General features: G+C 72.7%; 21 protein-coding genes and 1 pseudogene. 11 read left to right on the forward strand and 11 right to left on the reverse strand.

The window, feature by feature from the left end:
* Positions 1 to 31 precede the first annotated feature (31 nt).
* Positions 32 to 772: pseudogene (locus ACFVDM_RS22670) on the forward strand (phosphatase PAP2 family protein); the annotation flags it as partial.
* Between the two features lie 90 nt (positions 773 to 862).
* Here the strand turns inward: ACFVDM_RS22670 and ACFVDM_RS22675 are convergent.
* Both ACFVDM_RS22675 and ACFVDM_RS22680 read right to left on the reverse strand, forming a co-directional pair.
* Positions 863 to 1,549: a response regulator gene (locus ACFVDM_RS22675; protein WP_383642847.1), complete on the reverse strand. Its 687-nt coding sequence runs from the start codon at positions 1,547 to 1,549 to the stop codon at positions 863 to 865.
* A 73-nt stretch (positions 1,550 to 1,622) separates the two neighbouring features.
* On the reverse strand, positions 1,623 to 3,071 hold the full coding sequence (locus ACFVDM_RS22680) for a sensor histidine kinase (protein WP_383642850.1): 1,449 nt from the start codon (positions 3,069 to 3,071) through the stop codon (positions 1,623 to 1,625).
* A gap of 143 nt (positions 3,072 to 3,214) precedes the next feature.
* Here ACFVDM_RS22680 and ACFVDM_RS22685 point away from each other — a divergent pair, with 143 nt between their 5' ends.
* On the forward strand, positions 3,215 to 3,778 hold the full coding sequence (locus ACFVDM_RS22685) for a Uma2 family endonuclease (protein WP_383642854.1): 564 nt from the start codon (positions 3,215 to 3,217) through the stop codon (positions 3,776 to 3,778).
* A 29-nt stretch (positions 3,779 to 3,807) separates the two neighbouring features.
* On the opposite strand, the gene ACFVDM_RS22690 is transcribed toward ACFVDM_RS22685, so the two are convergent.
* The 3 genes from ACFVDM_RS22690 to ACFVDM_RS22700 form a co-directional block, all read right to left on the reverse strand.
* Positions 3,808 to 4,719, reverse strand: a complete 912-nt coding sequence (locus tag ACFVDM_RS22690) for an enoyl-CoA hydratase/isomerase family protein (RefSeq protein ID WP_383642856.1) — start codon at positions 4,717 to 4,719, stop codon at positions 3,808 to 3,810.
* 136 nt (positions 4,720 to 4,855) lie between these two features.
* Positions 4,856 to 7,084 (reverse strand): acetate--CoA ligase family protein, encoded by a 2,229-nt coding sequence (locus tag ACFVDM_RS22695; protein WP_383642859.1) that lies wholly within the window; start codon positions 7,082 to 7,084, stop codon positions 4,856 to 4,858.
* Positions 7,085 to 7,332: 248 nt separating this feature from the next.
* Entirely contained in the window at positions 7,333 to 8,523 is a 1,191-nt protein-coding gene (locus ACFVDM_RS22700) for a flavin-containing monooxygenase (protein WP_383642862.1), read from the reverse strand.
* A 147-nt stretch (positions 8,524 to 8,670) separates the two neighbouring features.
* Here ACFVDM_RS22700 and ACFVDM_RS22705 point away from each other — a divergent pair, with 147 nt between their 5' ends.
* From ACFVDM_RS22705 to ACFVDM_RS22720, 4 genes are all read left to right on the forward strand, one after another.
* Positions 8,671 to 9,123 carry a DoxX family protein gene (locus ACFVDM_RS22705; RefSeq protein ID WP_383642865.1) on the forward strand — a complete coding sequence of 151 codons (453 nt, stop codon included), beginning with the start codon at positions 8,671 to 8,673 and terminating at the stop codon, positions 9,121 to 9,123.
* Positions 9,120 to 9,542 carry a Zn-ribbon domain-containing OB-fold protein gene (locus ACFVDM_RS22710; protein WP_383642867.1) on the forward strand — a complete coding sequence of 141 codons (423 nt, stop codon included), beginning with the start codon at positions 9,120 to 9,122 and terminating at the stop codon, positions 9,540 to 9,542. The genes ACFVDM_RS22705 and ACFVDM_RS22710 overlap by 4 nt, the downstream gene beginning before the upstream one ends.
* Before the next feature lie 610 nt (positions 9,543 to 10,152).
* Positions 10,153 to 10,920, forward strand: coding sequence for an SDR family NAD(P)-dependent oxidoreductase (locus ACFVDM_RS22715; protein ID WP_383642869.1), 768 nt, complete (start codon positions 10,153 to 10,155; stop codon positions 10,918 to 10,920).
* Between the two features lie 237 nt (positions 10,921 to 11,157).
* Positions 11,158 to 11,940, forward strand: a complete 783-nt coding sequence (locus ACFVDM_RS22720; RefSeq protein ID WP_383642872.1) for a thioesterase family protein — start codon at positions 11,158 to 11,160, stop codon at positions 11,938 to 11,940.
* A 129-nt stretch (positions 11,941 to 12,069) separates the two neighbouring features.
* On the opposite strand, the gene ACFVDM_RS22725 is transcribed toward ACFVDM_RS22720, so the two are convergent.
* A complete protein-coding gene (locus ACFVDM_RS22725) occupies positions 12,070 to 13,137 on the reverse strand; it encodes a hypothetical protein (protein WP_383642875.1) in 1,068 nt (355 codons plus the stop codon).
* A gap of 248 nt (positions 13,138 to 13,385) precedes the next feature.
* Between ACFVDM_RS22725 and ACFVDM_RS22730 the strand changes: the two genes are divergently transcribed.
* On the forward strand, positions 13,386 to 14,030 hold the full coding sequence (locus ACFVDM_RS22730) for a DUF6232 family protein (RefSeq protein WP_383642877.1): 645 nt from the start codon (positions 13,386 to 13,388) through the stop codon (positions 14,028 to 14,030).
* 174 nt (positions 14,031 to 14,204) lie between these two features.
* Positions 14,205 to 14,858, forward strand: a complete 654-nt coding sequence (locus ACFVDM_RS22735; protein WP_383642880.1) for a hypothetical protein — start codon at positions 14,205 to 14,207, stop codon at positions 14,856 to 14,858.
* 6 nt (positions 14,859 to 14,864) lie between these two features.
* Here the strand turns inward: ACFVDM_RS22735 and ACFVDM_RS22740 are convergent, their stop codons facing one another.
* A complete protein-coding gene (locus ACFVDM_RS22740; RefSeq protein ID WP_383642883.1) occupies positions 14,865 to 15,455 on the reverse strand; it encodes a DUF1707 domain-containing protein in 591 nt (196 codons plus the stop codon).
* 22 nt (positions 15,456 to 15,477) lie between these two features.
* Positions 15,478 to 15,882 carry a hypothetical protein gene (locus ACFVDM_RS22745; protein WP_383642886.1) on the reverse strand — a complete coding sequence of 135 codons (405 nt, stop codon included), beginning with the start codon at positions 15,880 to 15,882 and terminating at the stop codon, positions 15,478 to 15,480.
* Between the two features lie 84 nt (positions 15,883 to 15,966).
* Between ACFVDM_RS22745 and ACFVDM_RS22750 the strand changes: the two genes are divergently transcribed.
* On the forward strand, positions 15,967 to 16,782 hold the full coding sequence (locus ACFVDM_RS22750; RefSeq protein ID WP_383642889.1) for a Scr1 family TA system antitoxin-like transcriptional regulator: 816 nt from the start codon (positions 15,967 to 15,969) through the stop codon (positions 16,780 to 16,782).
* A complete protein-coding gene (locus tag ACFVDM_RS22755; protein ID WP_383642892.1) occupies positions 16,779 to 17,027 on the forward strand; it encodes a DUF397 domain-containing protein in 249 nt (82 codons plus the stop codon). The genes ACFVDM_RS22750 and ACFVDM_RS22755 overlap by 4 nt, the downstream gene beginning before the upstream one ends.
* A 16-nt stretch (positions 17,028 to 17,043) precedes the next feature.
* Here ACFVDM_RS22755 and ACFVDM_RS22760 read toward each other — a convergent pair whose 3' ends face one another.
* The 3 genes from ACFVDM_RS22760 to htpX are packed head-to-tail and all read right to left on the reverse strand — an operon-like array spanning position 17,044 to position 19,171.
* Complete coding sequence (locus ACFVDM_RS22760) at positions 17,044 to 17,619, reverse strand: hypothetical protein (RefSeq protein ID WP_383642894.1); 576 nt, start codon at positions 17,617 to 17,619, stop codon at positions 17,044 to 17,046.
* Positions 17,620 to 17,646: 27 nt separating this feature from the next.
* Positions 17,647 to 18,231 (reverse strand): hypothetical protein, encoded by a 585-nt coding sequence (locus ACFVDM_RS22765; protein ID WP_383642896.1) that lies wholly within the window; start codon positions 18,229 to 18,231, stop codon positions 17,647 to 17,649.
* A 28-nt stretch (positions 18,232 to 18,259) separates the two neighbouring features.
* Positions 18,260 to 19,171, reverse strand: a complete 912-nt coding sequence (gene htpX / locus ACFVDM_RS22770; protein WP_383642899.1) for a zinc metalloprotease HtpX — start codon at positions 19,169 to 19,171, stop codon at positions 18,260 to 18,262.
* 170 nt (positions 19,172 to 19,341) lie between these two features.
* Between htpX and ACFVDM_RS22775 the strand changes: the two genes are divergently transcribed.
* Positions 19,342 to 20,553 carry a cytochrome P450 gene (locus tag ACFVDM_RS22775; protein WP_383642902.1) on the forward strand — a complete coding sequence of 404 codons (1,212 nt, stop codon included), beginning with the start codon at positions 19,342 to 19,344 and terminating at the stop codon, positions 20,551 to 20,553.
* Positions 20,554 to 20,571 lie beyond the last annotated feature (18 nt).

Below are 20,571 nucleotides of genomic sequence, written 5' to 3' on the forward strand. Positions count from 1 at the left end.
ATCCGCCCCAGCCGCTCCTAGGTTCGGCGCCATGAGACGAGAGAACGCACGCCGCACCCGGCCCGCCCGGCCCCTGCTCGCCTGTGCCGTCCTGGGTGCCGGAGCCGCCGCGGTCCTGGCCCTCACCCCCGGCGGCCTGGGCACGGAACACGCGGTACGCGTGACCGACGGCGCCTCGGCGTCCGCGTACCGCGCGGTGACGGAGGCGGTCGCCCACGCCCCCTCCTGGACCGGCCCCCTGCTGGAGGCGGCCTGCGACGGGACGCTGGTGATTCTGGGGCTGGTGTGGGTGTGGGTGTGCTGGAGTGCGGTACGGGGACTGGGTGTTCGGGGCGTACGCAGGGGGAGGGGTACCGTGTCCCCGGCCGACGGACGCAACGTACGCACGGTACGCACCGGCGCCGGCACCGATCCCGCCGTACGCACCGGCCTCGACCCGCGCACCGGATCCACCGTACGTAGCGGCCCCGACTCCGTCCGCCTCGCCGCCGGGGTCGTGCTCACCGGTATCGGGACCGTCCTGGCCTACGCGGTCAGCGAGGCCCTGAAGCTCGTCGTGGACGAGGAGCGCCCCTGCCGGGTCCTGCTGCGCGGGGCGGCGGCGGTCGCCGAGTGCCCGCCGCCCGGCGACTGGTCCTTTCCGAGCAACCACGCCACCCTCGCCGCCGGGCTGGCCGTCGGACTCGCCCTGACGCGCCCCCGCCTGGCGGCCCTCACCCTGCCTCTGGCCGTCGTCGCCGCCGCGCTGCGGGTCGTCGTCGGGGCGCACTACCCGCACGACGTGCTGGCCGGAGCGGCGCTCGGCGGTGCGGTGGCCGCGGCCGTCCTGCTCGCGCTCCTGCCGGTCGCCGGGGCCGCGGTGTCAGTGCTCGCCGGGCGGCTGCGCGGGGACGGCCACCCCGGCCTCGTGGGCGACGACGGCCGCCGCGGCCCGGTTGTCCACGCCCAGCCGGGCCAGGATCGAACTGACGTGCGCCTTGATCGTTCCTTCGACGAGGTGGAGGCGGCGGGCGATCTGCGCGTTGGACAGGCCGCCGCCGAGGAGGGCCAGCACATCGCGTTCCCTGGCGGTGAGGGCGCGGACCCGTTCCCGGGCGGCGGTGCGCCGGCCGGCCAGGGCGCCCGCGCCCGTCGCCGAGAGATGGGCGACGACGCGCGCCGCGACCTTCGGTGACAGATAGGCGGCGCCTGCGGCCACCGACCGGACCCCCGCGATCAACTCCTCGGGTTCGCCCGACTTGATGAGGAACCCGGCGGCCCCGCCGGACAAAGCCCGCAGGATGTAGTCGTCCTCGCCGAACGTCGTCAGCATCACGACGCCCGTCCCCGGCACCGTGCGACGGATCTCGGCCGCCGCCTCGATGCCGTGCGTCCCCGGCATCCGGATGTCGAGCACGGCCACGTCCGGGCGGTGCCGCTGCACGAGGTCCACCGCCTCGTGCCCGTCGCCGGCCTCCGCGACGACCTCGATCCCCGGATCGGTGGACAGCACGGAGCGCACCCCGGCACGGATCATCGGCTCGTCGTCGGCGACGAGGACCCGGATCATGGACGGACACCCTTCCTGGGGGTTTCTGCGGGACGTCGTGGGGCCGGCGCCCCCATGGAGCTTCTACGGGTGTTCACGGGGCCGGCGCCTCCTTGGACATCAGTCGCCCGTCCCGGAAACAGAGGCGGTACGCGTCGCCGGAGCGGTCGTCGAAACGGTCCGCCGTCATCGCGTAGTACGCGCACGACACACCCGCCCCCGCCGGCTCACCCGCCACCCGCCGCTGCCTGGTCTCCCGGACGGGCAGCAGGCGTTCGACGGCGGACCGCTCCTGGCCCACCCGCAGCCGCGCGTAGTCGCCCGGCTCCAGGACGGACTGCCGGGCGGAGTGGACGTCCCAGCCCAGGAGCGCCGCGCTGAGCAGCGCCCACACGGCCAGGGGCAGCACGACGGCCAGGGCCAGCGCCCGGCGGACCCGGCCCCGGGCGTGCCGGTGCTCGGGCGGCAGGGCGTCCGGGCCGGGCAGGGGCGTGGCGGCCGGTGGCCGGGCGGGGGCGGTGTGCGGAAGGCGGGCGGTGACCGCGAAGCCACCGTCGTACGGGCCGTGGGCGAAGGTGCCGCCCGCCCGGCGGACCCGCTCGTCCAGTCCGATCAGCCCGCGTCCGTTGCCGGGGAGACCGAGGAGTGCGTCGTCGTACGGCGGGGAGTACGGGTGCGCGCCCGGGGGGCCGCTCTCGACGCGGACCGTCGTCGCCTCCGGTGTGTGCGCCAGCCGGACGGAGACCGGGGCGCCGGGCGCGTGCTTGGCCGCGTTCGTCAGGGCCTCCTGCACGACCCGGTGGGCGGCCCGCGCGGCCTGAGCGGGCAGCGCGGCGGGGTCGCCCTCGATGTGCAGGGCGACCGGGAGGCCGGCGGCCGAGGCGTCCGCGACCAGGCGGGGGATGGTGGCGCCGGGCGGCCCGTCCTCGGCGTCGTCGCCGGTCTCCTCGCGCAGCAGCCCGATCACCTCGCCGAGCCGTTCCACGGAGGCCGCCGCCCTGGCGCGGATCTCCCCGGCCGCCTCGCGGTGGGCCGCGTCCAGATCCGGGGCGAGCTTGAGGGCGCCCGCCGACAGGGCGATGAGACTGAGGTCGTGCCCCAGCAGATCGTGCATGTCCTGGGCGATACGGGCCCGTTCGCGCGACCGCGCCTGCTCGGCGACGAGCCGCTGTTCGCGTTCCAGCCGCGCCGCCCGCTCCCAGCCCGCCCGCACCAGCTCCTGGTACTGCCGCCAGAAGCGGCCCGCGCACCACGGCAGCATCGCCGCCACCGCCACCACCGCGACGAACCGCCCCGCCATCAGCAGCCACGACGGCACCAGCGCCACCGCCACCACCCCGCCCGCCACCACCGCGACCAGCGCCAGCAGCGTCGGCCCCGTCCGCCCCGGCTCCCGCCCCGCCAGGAACGCCGCCACCGCCGCGGGCAGCGCCCACCACGCACTCACCGCGCTCAGCCCCACACAGACCGCCGCCACGGCCGTCAGCACCCGCCCCCGCACGACCGCCCGCCGCACCGCCCCACCGCTCCTCGCTCCGTCCACCCCTCCGACCGTACGCACCACCGGGCGTGTGCGGCACTGCCGAAAGTCGGGGGTGGGGCGGTGCGACGGGAAGGGCGACGACATCGGGTACGGCAGCGGCTACGCTGAGTGGTCAAGGGTGGTGCGGCGGAAGGGGACGAGAGATGACCAGTGCGCCCGACTACGGGCAGGGTCTCGACTCCGAGCGTGCGCTGAAGTTCGCCGTGCAGCGCGTTCGCGGCGATCGCGTCCAGATCATCGAGGGGATCATCGAGGCCGTGTCACCGACCTGGGACCATGAGCGTGCCGTGCGCGTGATCCGCCGCCAGATCGACGATCGCGTCGACGAGCTCGGGTGCGTGGAGGGCTCCGGCAACCTGGACCTCCCCGGCTCGTCGAACTGGTACGTCCCTGATATTGCCGTCGTTCCCGAGGAACTCGCCAGGGGCGGCGGAGCGCTGCTCCCCGACCAGACGCTCCTCGTCGTCGAGGTCACCTCCGAGTCGAACGCGGAGACCGACCGGGTCGTGCAGAGACGCCGCTACGCGGAGTACCGCGCGCCCCTGTATCTCCTGGTCGACCGGATCGAGGGGAGTGTCACGCTCTTCTCGGAGCCGGGCGGCCTCGGCTACACGAAGGTGGACGGACCGCACCCCTTCGGTACGGTTCTGCGGCTCCCCGCCCCCTTCGATCTCGACCTGGACACCGGCGGGCTGACGCCCCTCTGACCGCGCGCCACGTCCCCCGGTACTTCGCCCTACATCCCCCGGTACTTCGGCGTCCGCCGCTCCACGAAGCTCGCCACGCCCTCGTTGGCGTCCTGGGTGGTCATGTTGATCTCCTGGGCCATCGCCTCGGCCGCGAAGGCGGTCGCGCGGTCGGTGTCGAGGGAGGCGTTGACCAGCTGTTTGGTGAGGGCGATCGAACGGGTCGGGCCGTCGGCCAGGCGCTGGGCCCAGGCGCGGGCCGTGGCGTGCAGGTCCCCGTCGGGGACGGTCCGGTTGACGAGACCGAGGCGTTCGGCGTCGGCCGCCGGGAGGGCGTCGCCGAAGAACATCAGCTCCTTGGCGCGCTGCGGACCGATCAGGCGCGGCAGCAGATAGGCGCCACCGCCGTCCGGTACGAGGCCGCGGCGGACGAACACCTCGATGAACCGGGCCGATTCGGCGGCCAGCACCAGATCGCAGGCCAGGGCGAGATGGGCGCCGATGCCGGCCGCGGTGCCGTTGACCGCGGCGATCACCGGCTTCTCGCAGTCCTGGACGGCGGCGATCAGCCGCTGCGCGCCCAGCCGGATCGTACGGGCCACGTCGCCGGGGACCCGGTCGCCGGTGGGGGAGGAGGGACCGGTGGGGGAGCCCGTGGCGGAGGGACCGGTGGCGGGGGCTCCGCGCAGGTCCGCCCCGGCGCAGAAGCCGCGCCCGGTGGCGGTGAGGACGACGGCCCGGACGGCCGGGTCGGCGGAGGCCTCGGCGAGCAGCGCGATGATGCGTTCGCGCTGGTCCCAGGTGACGGCGTTCATCGCATCGGGCCGGTTGAGGGTGATCCACGAGACCCCGTTGTCAGTGGCGTGGAGTATCAATGAATCAGGCGATCCGGACGGATCGGACCCGTCGGCGCGCCCGTTCGCGTCGCGGGGGGTCGTGGTGTCTTCGGGGGAGGACGGCATGAGGCAGCTCCTGGACAGGTGGCGGACGCGGACGCGTGGCCGCGGTGGCGGCCGTGCGCGGTGGCGGTGGGCGGTGGGCCGGCGCACCGGTGCGCGGGGCGGCGGCGGGCCGTCGGTGGACCGCCGGCCCGCCTCCTCAGCGGCAGACGGCCAGCGCGTCCAGGGCGACCGCGCCCTGCCCGCGCCCCAGCACCATCAGCGGATTGATGTCGAGTTCGCTGAGGTCGTCGCCGAGTTCGAGCGCCATCCGCTGGACGCGCAGGACGACTTCGACGAGTGCGTCCACATCCACCGGGGCCCCGCCGCGTACGCCTTCCAGCAGGGCCCGGCCGCGCAGTTCGCCGAGCATCGCCCGCGCCTGGTCCTCGCCGAAGGGCGGCACCCGCACCGCCGCGTCGTGCAGCACCTCGACGAGCACACCCCCGAGCCCCACCGTCACCGTCGGGCCGAACAGCGGGTCGTGCGTGACCCCGACCATCATCTCGACGCCCCGCTCCACCATCTGGCAGACCAGGATGCCGTCCAGCTCGATGCCCTCGTAGCGGGCGATGTCCGTCAGCTCGCGATAGGCGTCGCGCACCTGGCTGGCCGAGGTGAGCCCGACCTTGACCAGGCCCAGCTCCGTCTTGTGGGCCAGCCGCGCCCCGGACGCCTTCATGACGACGGGGTAGCCGACGAGCCCGGCCGCCCGGACGGCCGCTGCCGCGCTGGTCACCAACTGCTCGCGGGGCACCCGGATCCCGTACGCGCGCAGCAACTGCTTCGCCGCGTGCTCGCTGAGCTGGTGCCCCGGCCGCATCAGGGCCTGCGCCTTGCGGAAGGACGGGGACGGGGTGCGCGGGGCCTCGTCGAAGGGCGAGCGGTAGGAGGCCGCGAAGCGGTGGTGGTCCAGATAGGCCTTCACGGCGGTGATGCAGTTGCCGAAGGTGCGGAAGGTGGCGACCCGGGAGGAGCCGAGCAGTGTCGTGCGGTACGCCTCCTCGGTGCCGACGGGCGACCCCCACACCACGCACACCAGCTTGTCCGTGGTCTCCGCCGCGTCCACCAGGTCCTGGGCCAGCTTGTCGCTCATGGGCGGGAAGGGGCCGGTGATCGGACAGATCAGCACCCCCACCTCCGGGTCCGCGAGGATCGCGTCGATGATCTTCCGGCCCCGCCAGTCGCCGACCGGGTGACCGCCGTTGTCGACGGGGTTGGCCACGTTCAGGTAGTCGGGGATCCAGGTGTGCAGTTCGGCCTGCTTGGCCTCGGACAGCACGGGGAGCGAGAGTCCGGCGTCCGTCGCCAGGTCCGAGAAGTGCGCGCCCGTGCCGCCCGAGATCGAATAGACGACGACGCCCTCGGCCCGCGGTGTGCGGGCGCGGGCCAGCAGGGCCGCGGTGTCCTGGAGTTCGTCGAGCCCGTCCACCCGGATCACGCCGAACTGTCGCATCGCCGCGTCGACGACCTGGTCGGCCCCGGTCAGCTTCCCCGTGTGTGAGGCGGCCATCCGGGCCCCCGCCTCCGTCCGGCCCACCTTCACCGCCACCACCGGAACCCCCGCCCGCGCCGCCCGGTCCGCCGCGAGCAGGAAGGAGCGCCCGTCCTTGAGCCCCTCCACGTAGCAGGCGATGGCCCCGACCTCGGGCTGCTGCGAGAAGTACGCGATGAAGTCGGCGGTCTCCAGATCCGCCTCGTTGCCGGTGGGCGCCCAGTGCGAGAGCCGCACGCCCAGCTCCTGGAGGGTGTAGACGGGGCGCCCCTGGTGGCCGGACTGGGTGATCAGGGCGATCGCCGGGCCCTCCAGGTCCTCGCGGAACTCCTCGAAGGCGTTCAGGTTGGTGTTGGGGCCGAGCAGGCGCAGCCCCGAGCGTTCGACGGCGGCGGCCAGCCGGGCCTGGGTGGCCGCGCCCTCGGCCCCGGTCTCGGCGAAGCCGGAGGCGAAGGCGACGGCGAACCGCACCTTGGCCTGGGCGAGTTCCTCGATGACCGGAAGCGGGTCGCCGACCAGCAGGACCGCCAGATCGACCTCCTCGGGCAGCTCCGCGACGGACGGGAAGCAGTCCCGGCCGAAGACGGTGGTGCGGGTGGGGTGGACGGGGTGGAGGCGGGCGCCGACGCGTTCGGCCCAGGCGATGAGCTGGCGGGTGATGCCGGTGTTGGGCCGCCCCTCGGCGTCGGAGGCGCCGACGACGGCGACCGACCGGGGCCGGAAGAAGCGGTCCAGGTCCGGTACGGGGGCGTGCAGCGGCCGGCCGCTGACGTCGAGGTCGCCCTCAGCGGCGGCGGCCGCCATGCTGTGGACGGCGGCGTGCGGTTCCTCGCCGCAGGCGACCACCCGGGCGCGGAAGTCGGTGGTGAGGGTGCCGTGAGTCGATCCAAGCATCGTTCCGCCCACTCCTGCTCGACAGTGCTTCGGCACGCGGGGTGCCCGGACCATATAGCTGACGCTCTGTCAGGTTACTGAACTGACGGCCCGTCAGGAATGGGTGTGCAGGGAAAGACTGAGAGCGGCGGCCCGGAAGGGTCGGGGCCGCCGCTCTCGTGGGGGACGGGGGTGGTTCGGGGGGCTATTCGGTTGGGTGGGAGGCCGGTTGGCCGGTTGGGTGGCCCAGGGTGGTAGCGGGTGGCCGGTCAGGCCGTGCGGGCCAGGCGGTGGGCGATCTTGCGGGCGTCCAGGGCCATTTCGCGGAACATGCCGCTGATGGGGTTGGTGAACCCGGTGAAGTAGAGGCCGGGGGCCTGCTTCGGGGTACGGGCGCCGTGGACGACCGGGCGGCCCCGGTCGTCCAGGACTCCCAGATGGCCGACCAGCGGTTCCAGCGCCCGGAGGTAGCCGGTCGCGGCGATCACCGCGTCCGGGGTGACCCGGGTCCCGTCGGCCAGGACCACCGCGTCCCCGTCGAAGGAGGCGACGGCGGCCACCGGCTGGACCAGGCCGCCCTTGACCGCGTCGATGAGCCCGACGTCCTGGACCGGGATCGCGCCCTCCTTGACCCGGGAGTAGAGGCCCGTGTCCGGCCGGGGCAGCCCGTGCTTGGCGAGGTCGGGCACCGCGACCCTGGCCATCAGCCCGCCCGCCCGGTCGACGAGGCGCACGGGCAGCCGGCGCACCAGGATGCCGGTCGCCTGGGCGGGCCAGCCCGCCGTGGAGCGACGCACGATGTGCGGGGCGGTGCGCACCGCGAGCCGTACGCGCCCGGCGCCGCCCTCCACGAGGTCGACGGCGATCTCCGCCCCCGTGTTGCCGACGCCCACGACGAGGACGTCCTTGCCGGCGTACGGGGCGGGGTTGCGGTAGGCGGAGGCGTGGACCAGTTCGCCGGTGAAGCCGGAACGGCCGGGCCAGTCCGGGATGCGCGGGGTGTGGTTGAAGCCGGTGGCCACGACGACCGCGCGGCCGGTCAGTTCGCGTCCGCCGGTCGCGGTCAGCCGCCATCCGGAGCCGTCGTCCGCCCGGTCGACGCGGGAGACCTCGACCCCGGTCACGACCTCCAGGCCGTGGTGCTCGACGTACTTCTCCAGGTAGCGCACCACGTCGTCCCGGGAGACCCAGCGGCCGAACCTGCGGGGCATCGCCAGCCCCGGCAGGGCCGACCAGCGCCGCGTGGTGTGCAGATGCAGCCGGTCGTAGTGGCCGCGCCAGGAGGCGCCGACGTCCGCCGCCTTCTCCAGGACCACCGCCCGTACGCCCTGCTCGCGCAGCGCGGCAGCGGCGGCCAGACCGCCGGGTCCGCCGCCGATGACGTAGACGGGGCGGTCCTCGGTGAGGTCGGTGGGAGCCGGGAGGGGAGTGGTGCCGGAGGGGGGTGTGCTGTCGGACATGGTTCGGAGCGTAATGGCGTGATTTGTTGATGGGTCTCGGTCAAGCCCGGAATGGATTGCGAATTGATCACGGGTGCGCACCCCTTGCGGAGTCCGCCGCCATCCGGTGAACTGACGTACCGTCAGATCCGGTGAACGGAGGACCTCATGCGGACGGTCTGGCTCGACGGGGCCCAGTGGCTCGCCGTGCTCCGAATCGGCCTCGGCCTGTGGTGGCTGGAGAGCTGGCGCCACAAGGACAAGAAGGGCTGGTTCGAGCGGGGCACCGGCATCGCCTGGGCGGCCGACGTCGCGGGCAAGCACCGCTGGGCGGTCGTCCGCACCGGCTTCACGAAGGTCGTCGCCCCGCGCCCCAAGCTGATGGCGTACGTCGTCGTGTACGCGGAACTCGCCCTGGGCCTCGGCCTGGTGACCGGCCTCCTGACCCCCGTCGCTCTGGTCGCCGGGCTCCTGCTGAACCTCCTCTACCTGGTCCTGATGGTCCACGACTGGGCCGAGCAGGGGCAGAACGCGATGATGGCGCTCATCTCGCTCGTCGCCCTGTTCGCCATGGCCTGGCAGACCTGGTCCCTCGACCACGCGATCGGACTCTTCCTGTGAGCGCCGCGAGCCCGTCGCCGGGCCCCCGCTACGACCTCCCCGAACCCGACGCGTTCACCCGGCCCTACTGGGACGCCGCCGCCGAGGGGCATCTGCTGCTGCGCCGCTGCGGGGGGTGCGGGCGGGCGCACCACTATCCGCGCGAGTTCTGCCCGTTCTGCTGGAGCGAGGACGTGGCCTGGGAGCGGGCGAGCGGGCGCGCCACGCTGTACACCTGGTCCGTCGTCCACCGCAACGACCTGCCGCCCTTCGGTGGCCGCGTTCCGTATGTCGCCGCCGTCGTGGACCTGGCGGAGGGGCCCCGGATGATGACGCGGATCGTGGAGTGCGAGGAGGCGGCGCTCGCGATCGGGATGGAGCTGCGGGTGACGTTCGAGCGGGAGGAGGGGCGGGAGGCGGTGGCGGTGTTCCGGCCCTGACGTGTGCGGGGTGCGCTGTGTGCGGGGTGCTCTGGGCTCGGGGTTCCGTCCTCAATCTCCCCCATAGCCTTAAAGGCATGGGGGGACCCCCTCGACGGGCTTGGTTGTGCGGGTTCCCCGCGGGGGTGCGCCTTCTGTTCGTCGTGTGGGGTCCGGGGTCCCTCCGGGGCGACTCCTCGAACGACGAACGTGCGGGTTCGACGCAAGGGCGTCCCGGTCTGTGTTCGTCGTTCTGCGGGGACGCCCCTGCACGCCCCCGGCCCCGGCCGTCGTGCGTCTGCGACAACGTGATTCGCCGGCGGGGGAGACCGCTTGTGGCAGCGGGTCCACCGGCGTGAGGACGCACAACCGGCCCGGGTGGGGGCGTGCAGGGGTGTCCCCGCAGGAAATGGCGTACGACCCGGACCGCCCCTCGTACCCGGGTGAACACGCCATTTCTGAGGAGTCACCCCGGAGGGACCCCGCCCCCACCCACCGGACACGGGCGCACGGGCCCACCCCCCGGACCCCGTCCCGGTGGCCGGGACCGGGCGCCGCAGGGTCTGCGCGTGGTGGTTTGGATGAGGGCCGGACGGAGTCCCGTCGTCACCACGGCACACAAGGAGCGCGTATGTCACTCACCGGACGCGTCGCGATCGTCACCGGCGCCGGGGACGGGATCGGGGCCGCCGTGGCCCGTGCGTACGCGGCCGAGGGCGCGCACGTCCTGGTCGCCGAGCTGAACGAGGAGAGCGGCCGGGCGGTGGCCGAGGAGACGGGCGGGCTGTTCGTCCGGACCGACGTCGGGGACAAGGCGCAGGTGGCCGCGATGGTCGATGCGGCCGTACGGGAGTGGGGCCGGGTCGACATCCTGGTGAACAACGCCTGGGGCGCGGGCGATGTGGGCCGGGTGGAGAACAAGACGGACGAGATGCTGGAGCGGGGCTTCGGTGTCGGGTTCTACGGCCCGTTCTGGGCGATGAAGGCGGCGTTCCCGTACATGAGGGAGCGCGGCTGGGGCCGGGTGGTGAACATGTGCAGCCTCAACGGCGTCAACGCGCACGTCGGCACCCTGGAGTACAACGCGGCGAAGGAGGCCCTGCGCACCCTGACCCGGACGGCGGCCCGCGAGTGGGCGCCGACGGGCGTGGTGGTGAACGCGATCTGCCCGGGGGCGAAGAGCGCCGCGTACGCCCGGATGATGCGCGAGCACCCGGAGCTGGAGGCGCAGGCGAACGCGGCGAACCCCATGGGCCGCATCGGCGACCCGGCGGACGACATCGCCCCGGCCGCGCTGTTCCTGGCGAGCGAGGGCGCGCGGTACGTCACCGGCAACACGCTCTTCGTCGACGGCGGGGCGCACATCAACGGCGTCGCCTGGGCCCCGGAGCTGCCGTAGCGGTCCGGTCCGGGGCTGCCGTGACGCTCCGGTCCGGGGCTGCCGTGACGCTCCGGTCCGGGGCTGCCGTGACGCTCCGGCGGGGCGCCCCCCGGCGCGGGGACCGGCGCCCCACCGCGCCCGCCGCACGGCGCGGCGGGCATGCGTGGCCCATACACCGGACCCGCCGACCGGCCGCTCATCGCGCGATGTCACGCTGGGGGCTCCTGAACCGTACGGCCGCGAGGGAACGACGCCATGAGCACCGGCAGCTACTACGAGCGCATCGACGACCACCGCTACAAGCCCACCGCCCACGCGAGCGGTGCCTGGAGCACGGACGAGGTGCACTTCAGCCCGTTCGGCGGCCTGGTCACGCACGCGATCGAACGGCATCTGGCGGACCGGCCGGGCGAGGGGCTGCTGCTGTCCCGGATCAGTTTCGACATCCTCGGCCGGATCGCGCTGGACGAGGTGGAGATCCGGGTCGAGACGGTCCGCCCCGGCCGCACGATCGAGCTGCTGGAGGCCGTCGCGAGCATCGCGGGCCGCCCCGTCGTACGGGCGCGCGCCTGGTGTCTGGCGGCCGTGGACACCACCGCCGTCGCGGGCGGCGGGGACGACCGGCTCGCCCACCCCGACACCCTCGCGTCCTGGGCGATGGCCGACCTCTGGCCCGGCGGCTACATCCGCTCCGTGGACGTCCGCCCGGTCGGGACCCCGCGCCCCGGCCGCGCCACCGCCTGGATCTCCACCACGCTCGACCTCGTCGCGGGCGAGAAGGCGGGCCCGCTCGCCTCGTTCATCGCCCTCGTCGACACGGCCAACGGCATCGCCGTCCGCGAGCAGCCCACGGCCTGGATGTTCCCGAACGTCGACCTGACCGTGCACCTGCACCGTCTCCCCGAGGGCGGCTGGACCGGCCTGGACACCACGGTCGTCTTCGGCCCGGCCGGCCAGGGCCTCACCAGCACGGTCCTGCACGACGTCCACGGCCCGGTCGGCCGGGCGGAGCAGATCCTCACGGTCCGGCCGCTGTAGGGCTCGTACCGGGCTCCCGTCTGCGTACCGAGGGCCGGCTCGCACGCAGGTCTGTCCGCACTGCCCCAAGCCGCTGATCGAGCAGGGCGCCCCGGTGGAGAGTGGGAGGGGGGCTCCGGCGAGGCGTGGTCAGGGCGCCTCGGCGAACGCGGCGGACGGCTCCTCGCCGTTCTGGGCCTGGCGCGCGCGTTCGGTCACCATGCCCGCGATGCCTGTCAGGACCGACGAGTTGAGCTCGTCGTAACCACCGCCGTACGCGACCCGGATCACCACGGTCCCGGCCCGGACGACCGAGGCCATGGAGTACTTGTACGCCGAGCCGGTGTACTCCTTCCGGGAGAACGCGGCGCTCACGTCCCCGAGTTGGTCCAGGGACATCGACGCGATGCCGTCCCCCGCGCCGATGTCGCGGACGCGCGTCTCGTAGCCCGTGGCCGCCGCGTCGGCCGACTCGTACGTCTCGACCAGGATCGACGCCAGGTCGGACGTCCCGGAGGGCTCGTATATCACCTGGCCCTTGCTGAGCAGTCCGCCGCAGTCGTCCGAGCAGATGTCCGGCTTTCCCTCCGTCTCGGCCGCCTCGGACACCGACCATCCCGACGGCATGCTCCGAAGGTCAGGGAGGATGCCCTTCGCGAGCTCCAGGTCCGTCACGGGCGCGGTCTTCCCGCCCCGGCCCGTCCCGTTCTCGCGCTGCTCCGCATCGACGCCCGAACCGTCACCGTCCATGGCTCCGCTCGCCCCGCCGGTGGCCGACAGCGGTACGCCGTCGTCACCGCCCAGGGCCTGGACGATCCCGTAGACGGCGAAGCCGAGGACCAGCGTCACGACCAGGAGCAGCGCCGTGACGGTGAGCGGCGCCCGGTCCTTGCGCAGGGTCAGTGGACCGAAGGCGATGGTGTTGTGCCTGGACCGGTCACCGATCGTGGCCTGGTACACATCGCGCCCGGCGGACGGTGCCGCCGAGGGCCGCTGCCGCGCCGCCTCGTGCAACTGCTCCAGCCGACGGGCGAACGCGGGGTCCTCCGTGAGCACGGTGGTCAGGAGCCGCGCGGCCTCGTCCGGGTCGCCGTCCGCCGGGTCGAGAGCGGCACGCCCTTCGGGGGAGGATCCCAGCCGCTCCCGCACCAGACGAGAGGCCTCGGCCCCGGCCGCGCCGCCGATGGCACCCGCCGCGCCACTCGATGCCTGGGACAAGAGGGCCGTGATCCATGTGGTTAATTCGCTGGGTTCCATGGGGCTGATTATCGGCATGGTGATGTCCGGCCCGGCCGTTGCTTTCCGGCCTTGTCCGCGCCCGGCTCCCACCGCCTGGACAGATCCTCGCGGTCCGGCCGCTGTAGGGCGAACATCCGGCCAACGAAACCGGGTTGGCCACTTCTCGTCTGCCGTACGGCGGGCCGGTGCCGCTTAATGGTCATCCCGTCACGAGAGCTGGGGGAGCCATGGCCGACAACGGCAACGCCGGGACGCCGCCGCCGGACGAGCCGCCCCCGCCCGTACCCCCGGTTCCGCCCCAGGCCCCGCCTCCGATGCCGTCCCCGGGCCCCGTCCCGCTCCCGCCGCCGCCCCTCCCGGCGGCCACGCGCAAGGGCCGGGTGCTCGATCTGTGGATCGACCGCCGGGCCCTGCGGGTCGGGTCGGCCGCGATACCGCTGGCCGGCATCACGATGGTCGACGCCTTCAGGTTCGGGCCCGACTGGGGCGAGACGGTGATACGCGTACTGAAATGGCTGGCCGGCGCGATCGTCGTCGTCGCCGTCATCAGCTCCACGCAGGACGGCGACATCGGAGTCGGCGAGAACGGCAACGTCCTGACCCTCGTCGGCGTGGCCGCCCTGATCGTCGTGGTCCTGAGCATCGGCACGGCGAAGCCCGTCCTCGTGGTGGAGACCGCCGGGGGCTCCCGCCTGGTCGTCACCCGGTCGAGCCTGGAGGACCTGCGACTGATCGCCGACGCGATCCTCTTCGCGATCCAGGTCCCGGACACGGAGTTCCACACCACGGTGCGTCCGCTCAACGACGCGAAGAAGTACGGGTCCGTGATGGTGATGAACGGCGGGCGGGGGGTGTCCGGGCTCCGACTGTGAGCCCGGCGTCAGCGGCGGGCCGGGGGCCTGGCCCCACCTTGTCGTGGGTGGCGAAACCACCCCCGCCGTCCGGTGTCCAGGCCCAGTGACCGGCCCGGCCCGCGCCGGAAGAATTCATGGTGTCGCATCCACATCCACGCGGAACCCACCGCACGGATCAGCAGGGGGACAGCCATGAACGAGACCACCGCCCGGCGCCTGACGGGCTTCGCCGGGATCGCCGCCGCAGCCGCCTTCATCGTCGAAGTGCCGCTGTACTTCATCTACTCGGGACCGCCGCCGGACACCAACGTCCTGGCCCGCCTGCTGATCGGGATCTTCGCGCTGGCCTTCCTGCTGCTCTTCGTGACCGCGTTCCGGGAACTCGTCAAGGCCGTGAGCCCCGCCCATGAATGGGCGGGCAACCTGGCCTTCGTCGCCGGACTGGTCTATACGACGGTCACCCTGGTCTCCAGCGGACTGGAGGCCGGTGCGGTCATCGCCGCCGACCGGCCGATCGACCCGACGATCACCGTCAGCGGCACCTACATCCTGTACGGGACGATCGGCCGGCTCATGCTCGCGCTGTTCCTGACCGCCGTGGGCCACGCCATCGCGCGCACCGACCTGCTGCCGCGCTGGACCGCCCGCTCCGCGTACGTCCTGGCGGGGATCAATCTGGCCTTCGTGCCCTCGCTGTTCTTCGGCAACACCCCCGCGCACTTCTACGCGGCGAACGGCTGGGGCACCACCGCCCTGATGGGCGCGGTCTTCAGCTACTGGATGCTCGCCCTCGGCGTCAGCATCCACCGCAGCGCAGGCCGCCGCGCGCCCGTCCCGCAGCACTGATCCGGGTCAGCGCGGAAGCTCCTTGCGCTGCTTGCGGCGTTCCCGGCCGCTGGAGTGGCGGATCACGACCCCGCCCATGCCGCACGTGCCCGAGAGCCTGAGCAGCGGGGTGCCGGGCAGCCGACCGCCGGAGGTCTTGTCCTTGAAGCCGCCCATGCCGGGATCGAGCGCGTCGGTGTCCGCACCCCAGCCCTCGGGGACGACGAACACCACACCGGCCATCTGTGCGTCCACCTCGACCTCGATCTCCCGCAGCCGGCACTCCGTCTGCGTGAAGTCGAGCAGGACCCCGCCCATGCCGCCGTACGCGACGATGCGCGGCGGCACCTTCCAGCGGCCCGTACGGGACACGCTGTGCATGCCGCCCCGGAGCGTGAGCGGTTCGCCGGAGTCCACGGTCACGGGCCCCAGGTCGTCGGTGAGCGGGGCGAGTTCGCCGTACGTCTTCGCCGTCAGCGCGGCACCGACCCGCTCGTTCAGCTCGTCGAGGTCGATGCGCCCCTCGGCCGCCGCCTCCCGCAGCTGTTCCACGACCGCCTCGCGGTCGGCGTCGGAGGCACGCATGCGGCCGGGGGACCGGTCGGGTTCGGCAGTCATGGACCCGATGATACGGACGGGCCTACTCCTCCGGTACGAGCTGGGCGCTGACGACTCCGTGCAGCAGCTCCGCGTCCACGAAGTCCCCGGCCTCGGGTGCCCCGCACCGCCAGCTCAGCGGATACGTGTTCCCCTCCGCCGCCGGAATTCCCACGTACTGGTCCCGCACCGCCGGCCCGAAGCACCGCGCCCCCGGCGGCCAGTCGTAGTCCTCGCTCGCCCCCGGCTCCAGCAGGAAGTACGTCCACCGCGCCCCCGCGATCTCCCGCACCACCGGCCCGGGGTCGCCGTCCGTGAGCGCCGCCAGATGGTGCACGACGGCCTCGCCTCGTACGCCGCGCAGGCGAATGGCGTCGAAGTGGATTCCGGCCAGGTGGAGTTGGTGCCCGCTGGCGGGTACCCATTCGGGGAGTTTCTTGTGCGTCATGGCTACGAGCATTCCGCCGGATGCGTAGCGTGACCAGCAGGACGCGATCCACATCGGGGCGATGTGAGGAGGGCGGTGAACGCTGTGGGGAAGAGCGACGAGATCTCGCACGGGCGGCGGCTGATGGGGGAGTTGATCCGCATCTACCGGGTGCGGGCGGGATACACGCAGAAGGAGGCCTCGGAGCGGCTGCTCATCTCGGAATCGCTGATGGGCGCGGTCGAGCGGGCCGAACGGATCCCCACCCGCGATCTGCTGCTGGAGTCCGAGACGCTGTTCAACGCGAACGGTGCGCTCAAGGCGTGCTGCCCGTTGGCGGACGACGAGAAGTACGCTCCGAAGTTCGTGGACTGGGCGAGGCTGGAGCGGACGGCGCGCGTTATCAATGCGTACGAGACCATGCTGATTCCCGGGCTCCTTCAGACGGAGGCATACGCCTACGCGCTCCACCGCTCGCGAGTGCCCGCGTACTCCGAGGCCGAGATTGCCCAGCATGTGGCGGCCAGGCTCGAACGTCAATCAGTGTTGGACCGTACGCCACCACCACGTGTCGGTTACGTCATCGAGGAGTCCGTACTCGACCGGGCGCTCGGTGGCCCCGAAGTCCTCAAGGGGCAGTTGCTGCACCTGCTTGCCTGCGTTGAGCGCTACAACCACCTGACTGTGCAGGTGATGCCTGCGGATCAGCACACCCACGCGGGGCTCATGGGGCCCATGCAGTTGATGGTTACGGAGGAGGGGCGCAGTCTGTGGTACGTGGAGGCGTTGGGCGGCGATAGGTTGATCTCCAAGCCGGAGCAGGTGAGCGACATGTTCGACCTCTTCGGCATTCTGCGGGCCCAGGCGCACAACCCGTGGAAGTCGGCGGAGATCATTGAGGCGAAGGTGAAGCAACTGTGAGCCACACACCCGGACTGACCTGGTTCAAGTCCAGCTACAGCGGCAATGAGGGCGCGGCATGCATCGAAGTCGCCTACGCCTGGCGCAAGTCCAGCTATAGCGGCAACGAGGGCGCCGAGTGCGTCGAGGTCGCCACCTGCCCCCACACCGTCCACGTCCGTGACTCCAAGGTCACCGACGGCCCCACCTTCGCCGTGGCGCCCGCCGCCTGGACGACGTTCCTCCAGCACGCCGTCAACGGCTGACACGGCGCCGCCGCCCTCACCGCCCGGGTGCCCCGATCACCTGGGCGGTCGTCTCGAAGCGGTGCGCGGTCGGCTTCAGGATCTCGTAGAGCCGGCCGAAGTAGGCCGTTTCGGCCGTCCCCGTGAGCACCGCCAGGACGAAATCGACGCAGCGCATGGCGTGGGGCTCCCACAGGGGTCCCCGCCCCTCGTTGAAGAGGAGCGTCCACGCGTCCGGATGCTGTCCGGGGCGCACGAGCCAGTAGAGGAACGCGCCGGAGCCCTCCTCGAAGGCCCAGGGGATGACGTACGCCCCCTCCTCCAGCAGGCCGTCCGGTTTTTCCTCGTCCATGAGCCACAGGCTCTCCAGGACCCCGTCGCGCTCCGTCCGCTGCTCGTGCAGATTGGACAGGTCCGCCGTGGCCTCCGGACTGAGCAGCCAGATCGTTTCGTCGAAGAGTCCGTCCCCGTAAGCCTCCACGAGCCGTTTGTAGTCCTCCGGCAGCCCCGTGCCCAACCGTTTCTCCGCCGCCGCCCAGTCGGGCGCCGGGGGCGGATCTGCGGGCGGCGGGCAGAGGCGGAGGAGGGCGTCGAGCGCGGCGGGGTCGGTCATGGGGCGGACCGTAGCGGAGGACCCGCCTCACAGCCCCGGCGCCCCCCACACCGGGAACCACCGGGCCAGGTCCTTTTCCACGCGTAGGTCGTCGCCGAGGGCGGCGCGGACGGACAGTTCCAGTTGGTTGTCGCGTTTCTCGGCGCCGCCGGGGAGTGGGGCGAAGGGGTAGAAGGTGCCGCGTTTGTAGAGGTAGACGAGGGCCAGGGAGCGGCCCGTGTCGTCCCGGAAGGCGATGAGGGAGCAGAGGAGCTGGGGGCCGAAGCCGCCGTCCTGGAGGAGGGTGTTGACGGCGTGGAGGTCGTTGACGAGGGCGGCGGTGTCGTCGGGGGACTGGCGGGCGAGGAGCCAGGTGTAGCCGTAGGAGTCGCGGCTGAACTCGACGGGGATGCCGCCGCGCGCGGTGTCGGCGTCGAGGAGGTCGCGTACGTCCTGCTGGAGGCGGGCGAAGGCGGCGCCCTCCACGCCCGCGAAGCAGACCGAGCCCAGGCCGGTGGGGGTGAAGCCGGTGGCGGCCTGGAGGGTGAGGGCGGCGGAGGGGACGGCGAAGAGCTGGTCGAGGTCGGGGCGGACCGGTTTGCTGCGGCCGAGGATGGTGTCGAGCAGGCCCACGGGGACTCCCTGGGGGGCGGGGACGGTTCTACGGGCGGGACAGGTCGGCGGAGATGCGGGCCAGCTGGTCCAGGCGCTGTTCGAGGGTCGGGTGCGAGGAGAGCAGCCGGCTCAGGCTCTCCTTGGAGGAGAAGGCCGGGACGAAGTAGAAGGCGTTGTACGGCTCCGCCTTCCGCAGGTCCTCCGTGGGGATGCGGGCCATCTGCCCGCTCACCTTGGTGAGGGCGGAGGCCAGGGCGGAGGGGCGGCCGGTGAGGAGGGCCGCGGCGCGGTCGGCGGACAGCTCGCGGTAGCGGGAGAGCAGCCGGGTGAGCAGGAAGCTGAGGGCGTAGACGACCGCGCTGACCAGCGGGATCAGCATGAGGACGATGCCGGAGGGGTCGTTGCTGCGGCCGCCCCGGGCGAAGCCGCCCCAGAGGGCGACGCGGGTCATGATCCCGGCGAGGACGCCGAGGAACGAGGCGATCGTCATGACGGCGACGTCCCGGTGCGCGACGTGGGACATCTCGTGGGCGAGGACGCCCTCCAGCTCCTCCGGCTCCAGTCTGCGCAGCAGACCGGTCGTGGCGCAGACGAGGGCGGTCTTCTCGTTGCGGCCCGTCGCGAAGGCGTTCGGGACGTCGCTCTCCGCGATCGCCACCCGTGGTTTGGTCATATCGGCAAGGGCGCAGATCCGGTCGATCGCACCGTGCAGTTCCGGGGCCTGTTCGGGGGTGACCTCGCGGGCGCCCATGCTGAACGCGGCGATGCGGTCGCTGAACCAGAACTGGGCGACGAACATGCCGCCGGTGATGATCAGGATGATCGGCCAGGCGCCCCGCAGGACCGCGAGCAGTACGCCGACCAGCACCACGTACAGCAGGCCGATCAGGAACATGGTGGTGACCATGCGTGCCGTGAGCCCCCGGTCGGAGGCGTAGCGGCTCCGGGTTCGGGTCATGGGTGACCTCCAGTCCTCGCCTGTCTTCCATGGTGCTCCTCGGCGGCCGAAAGTGGACGTGGGCACTCCGTTCGGGCGGTTTGGCCGAACAGCACCTGGTTGTTTAGGTGCCTCAGGCATCTAGTGGGGAGTGATCGGTACGACACCCCCCTCTCCCTGCGAGGTCCGCCGTGACAGAGACACCCACCGAGACCCCTGGCGTCGTCTTCCCGCAGAACCGCAGCTGTCCCTACCACCCGCCGTCCGGCTACCCCCGCCCGAGCCGGGGCGACGGGCCCGTCTCCCGGGTCCGGCTCTTCGACGGCCGTACGGTCTGGCTGGTGACCGGACACGCCGAGGCACGGGCGCTGCTCGTGGACCCGAGGCTGTCCTCGGACCGGGAGCACCCGGAGTTCCCGGTCTTCGCCCGGCGGCTGGCCGACACCACCCAGCGCCGGGTGGAACTGCTCGGCGTCGACGACCCGGAGCACCACACCCAGCGCCGGATGCTCATCCCGAGCTTCACGCTCCGCAGGACCGCCGCGCTGCGGCCACGCATCCGCGAGATCGTGGACGGGCTCCTCGACGCGATGGTCGCGCAGGGACCGCCCGCCGAACTGGTCACGTCCTTCGCGCTGCCCGTCCCGTCCATGGTCATCTGCGCGCTGCTGGGCGTGCCGTACGAGGACCACGCGTTCTTCGAGGCGCAGTCGCGCAAGCTGCTGCGCGGGCCGGAGGGCTCGGACGTGGAGGCGGCCCGGGACGCGCTGACCGAGTACTTCCGGACGCTGATCGCGCACAAGCGGCGGGAACCGGGGGACGGGCTGCTCGACGAGCTGATCGCCCAGCGGCTGGAGACCGGGGAGCTGGACCTGGACGCGCTGGTGCGGCTGGCCCAGATCCTGCTGGTGGCCGGTCACGAGACCACCGCCAACATGATCTCGCTGGGCACCCTGACTCTGCTCCAGCACCCGGAGCAGCTGGCGCTGCTGCGGGCGGCGGGACCGGACGGGGTCGGGACGGCCGTGGAGGAGCTGCTGCGGTTCCTGTCCATCGCCGACGGGCTCTCCCGGATCGCCGTCGAGGACATCGAGGTCGGCGGGGTGGTGCTGCGCGCCGGGGACGGGGTCCTGCTCTCCACGGCGGTGAGCAACCGGGACGCGACCGTGTATCCGGCCCCGGACGCGCTCGACCTGGAGCGCGGTGCCCGCAACCACGTGGCCTTCGGCTTCGGCATCCACCAGTGCCTGGGGCAGAACCTCGCCCGCGCCGAGCTGGAGATCGCGCTGCCCGCGCTCTTCGAGCGGCTGCCGGGGCTGCGGACGGCGGTGCCCGTGGCGGAGATCCCCTTCAAACCCGGGGACACCGTCCAGGGGCTCCTGGAACTGCCGGTGACGTGGTGAGCGCGGAAGGGGAGGCGG

The sequence above is a fragment of the Streptomyces sp. NPDC057682 genome (assembly GCF_042799575.1).
GTDB lineage: Bacteria > Actinomycetota > Actinomycetes > Streptomycetales > Streptomycetaceae > Streptomyces.

Excerpts from the sequence above, each read along its gene's own strand:
- ACFVDM_RS22715 (WP_383642869.1), top strand. The coding sequence starts at position 10,153 with ATGTCACTCACCGGACGCGTCGCGATCGTCACCGGCGCCGGGGACGGG.
- ACFVDM_RS22695 (WP_383642859.1), bottom strand. The coding sequence starts at position 7,084 with ATGCTTGGATCGACTCACGGCACCCTCACCACCGACTTCCGCGCCCGG.
- ACFVDM_RS22705 (WP_383642865.1), top strand. The coding sequence starts at position 8,671 with ATGCGGACGGTCTGGCTCGACGGGGCCCAGTGGCTCGCCGTGCTCCGA.
- ACFVDM_RS22760 (WP_383642894.1), bottom strand. The coding sequence starts at position 17,619 with ATGACCGACCCCGCCGCGCTCGACGCCCTCCTCCGCCTCTGCCCGCCG.
- ACFVDM_RS22700 (WP_383642862.1), bottom strand. The coding sequence starts at position 8,523 with ATGTCCGACAGCACACCCCCCTCCGGCACCACTCCCCTCCCGGCTCCC.
- htpX (WP_383642899.1), bottom strand. The coding sequence starts at position 19,171 with ATGACCCGAACCCGGAGCCGCTACGCCTCCGACCGGGGGCTCACGGCA.
- ACFVDM_RS22740 (WP_383642883.1), bottom strand. The coding sequence starts at position 15,455 with ATGACTGCCGAACCCGACCGGTCCCCCGGCCGCATGCGTGCCTCCGAC.
- ACFVDM_RS22690 (WP_383642856.1), bottom strand. The coding sequence starts at position 4,719 with ATGCCGTCCTCCCCCGAAGACACCACGACCCCCCGCGACGCGAACGGG.
- ACFVDM_RS22730 (WP_383642877.1), top strand. The coding sequence starts at position 13,386 with ATGGCCGACAACGGCAACGCCGGGACGCCGCCGCCGGACGAGCCGCCC.
- ACFVDM_RS22735 (WP_383642880.1), top strand. The coding sequence starts at position 14,205 with ATGAACGAGACCACCGCCCGGCGCCTGACGGGCTTCGCCGGGATCGCC.
- ACFVDM_RS22685 (WP_383642854.1), top strand. The coding sequence starts at position 3,215 with ATGACCAGTGCGCCCGACTACGGGCAGGGTCTCGACTCCGAGCGTGCG.
- ACFVDM_RS22745 (WP_383642886.1), bottom strand. The coding sequence starts at position 15,882 with ATGACGCACAAGAAACTCCCCGAATGGGTACCCGCCAGCGGGCACCAA.
- ACFVDM_RS22720 (WP_383642872.1), top strand. The coding sequence starts at position 11,158 with ATGAGCACCGGCAGCTACTACGAGCGCATCGACGACCACCGCTACAAG.
- ACFVDM_RS22675 (WP_383642847.1), bottom strand. The coding sequence starts at position 1,549 with ATGATCCGGGTCCTCGTCGCCGACGACGAGCCGATGATCCGTGCCGGG.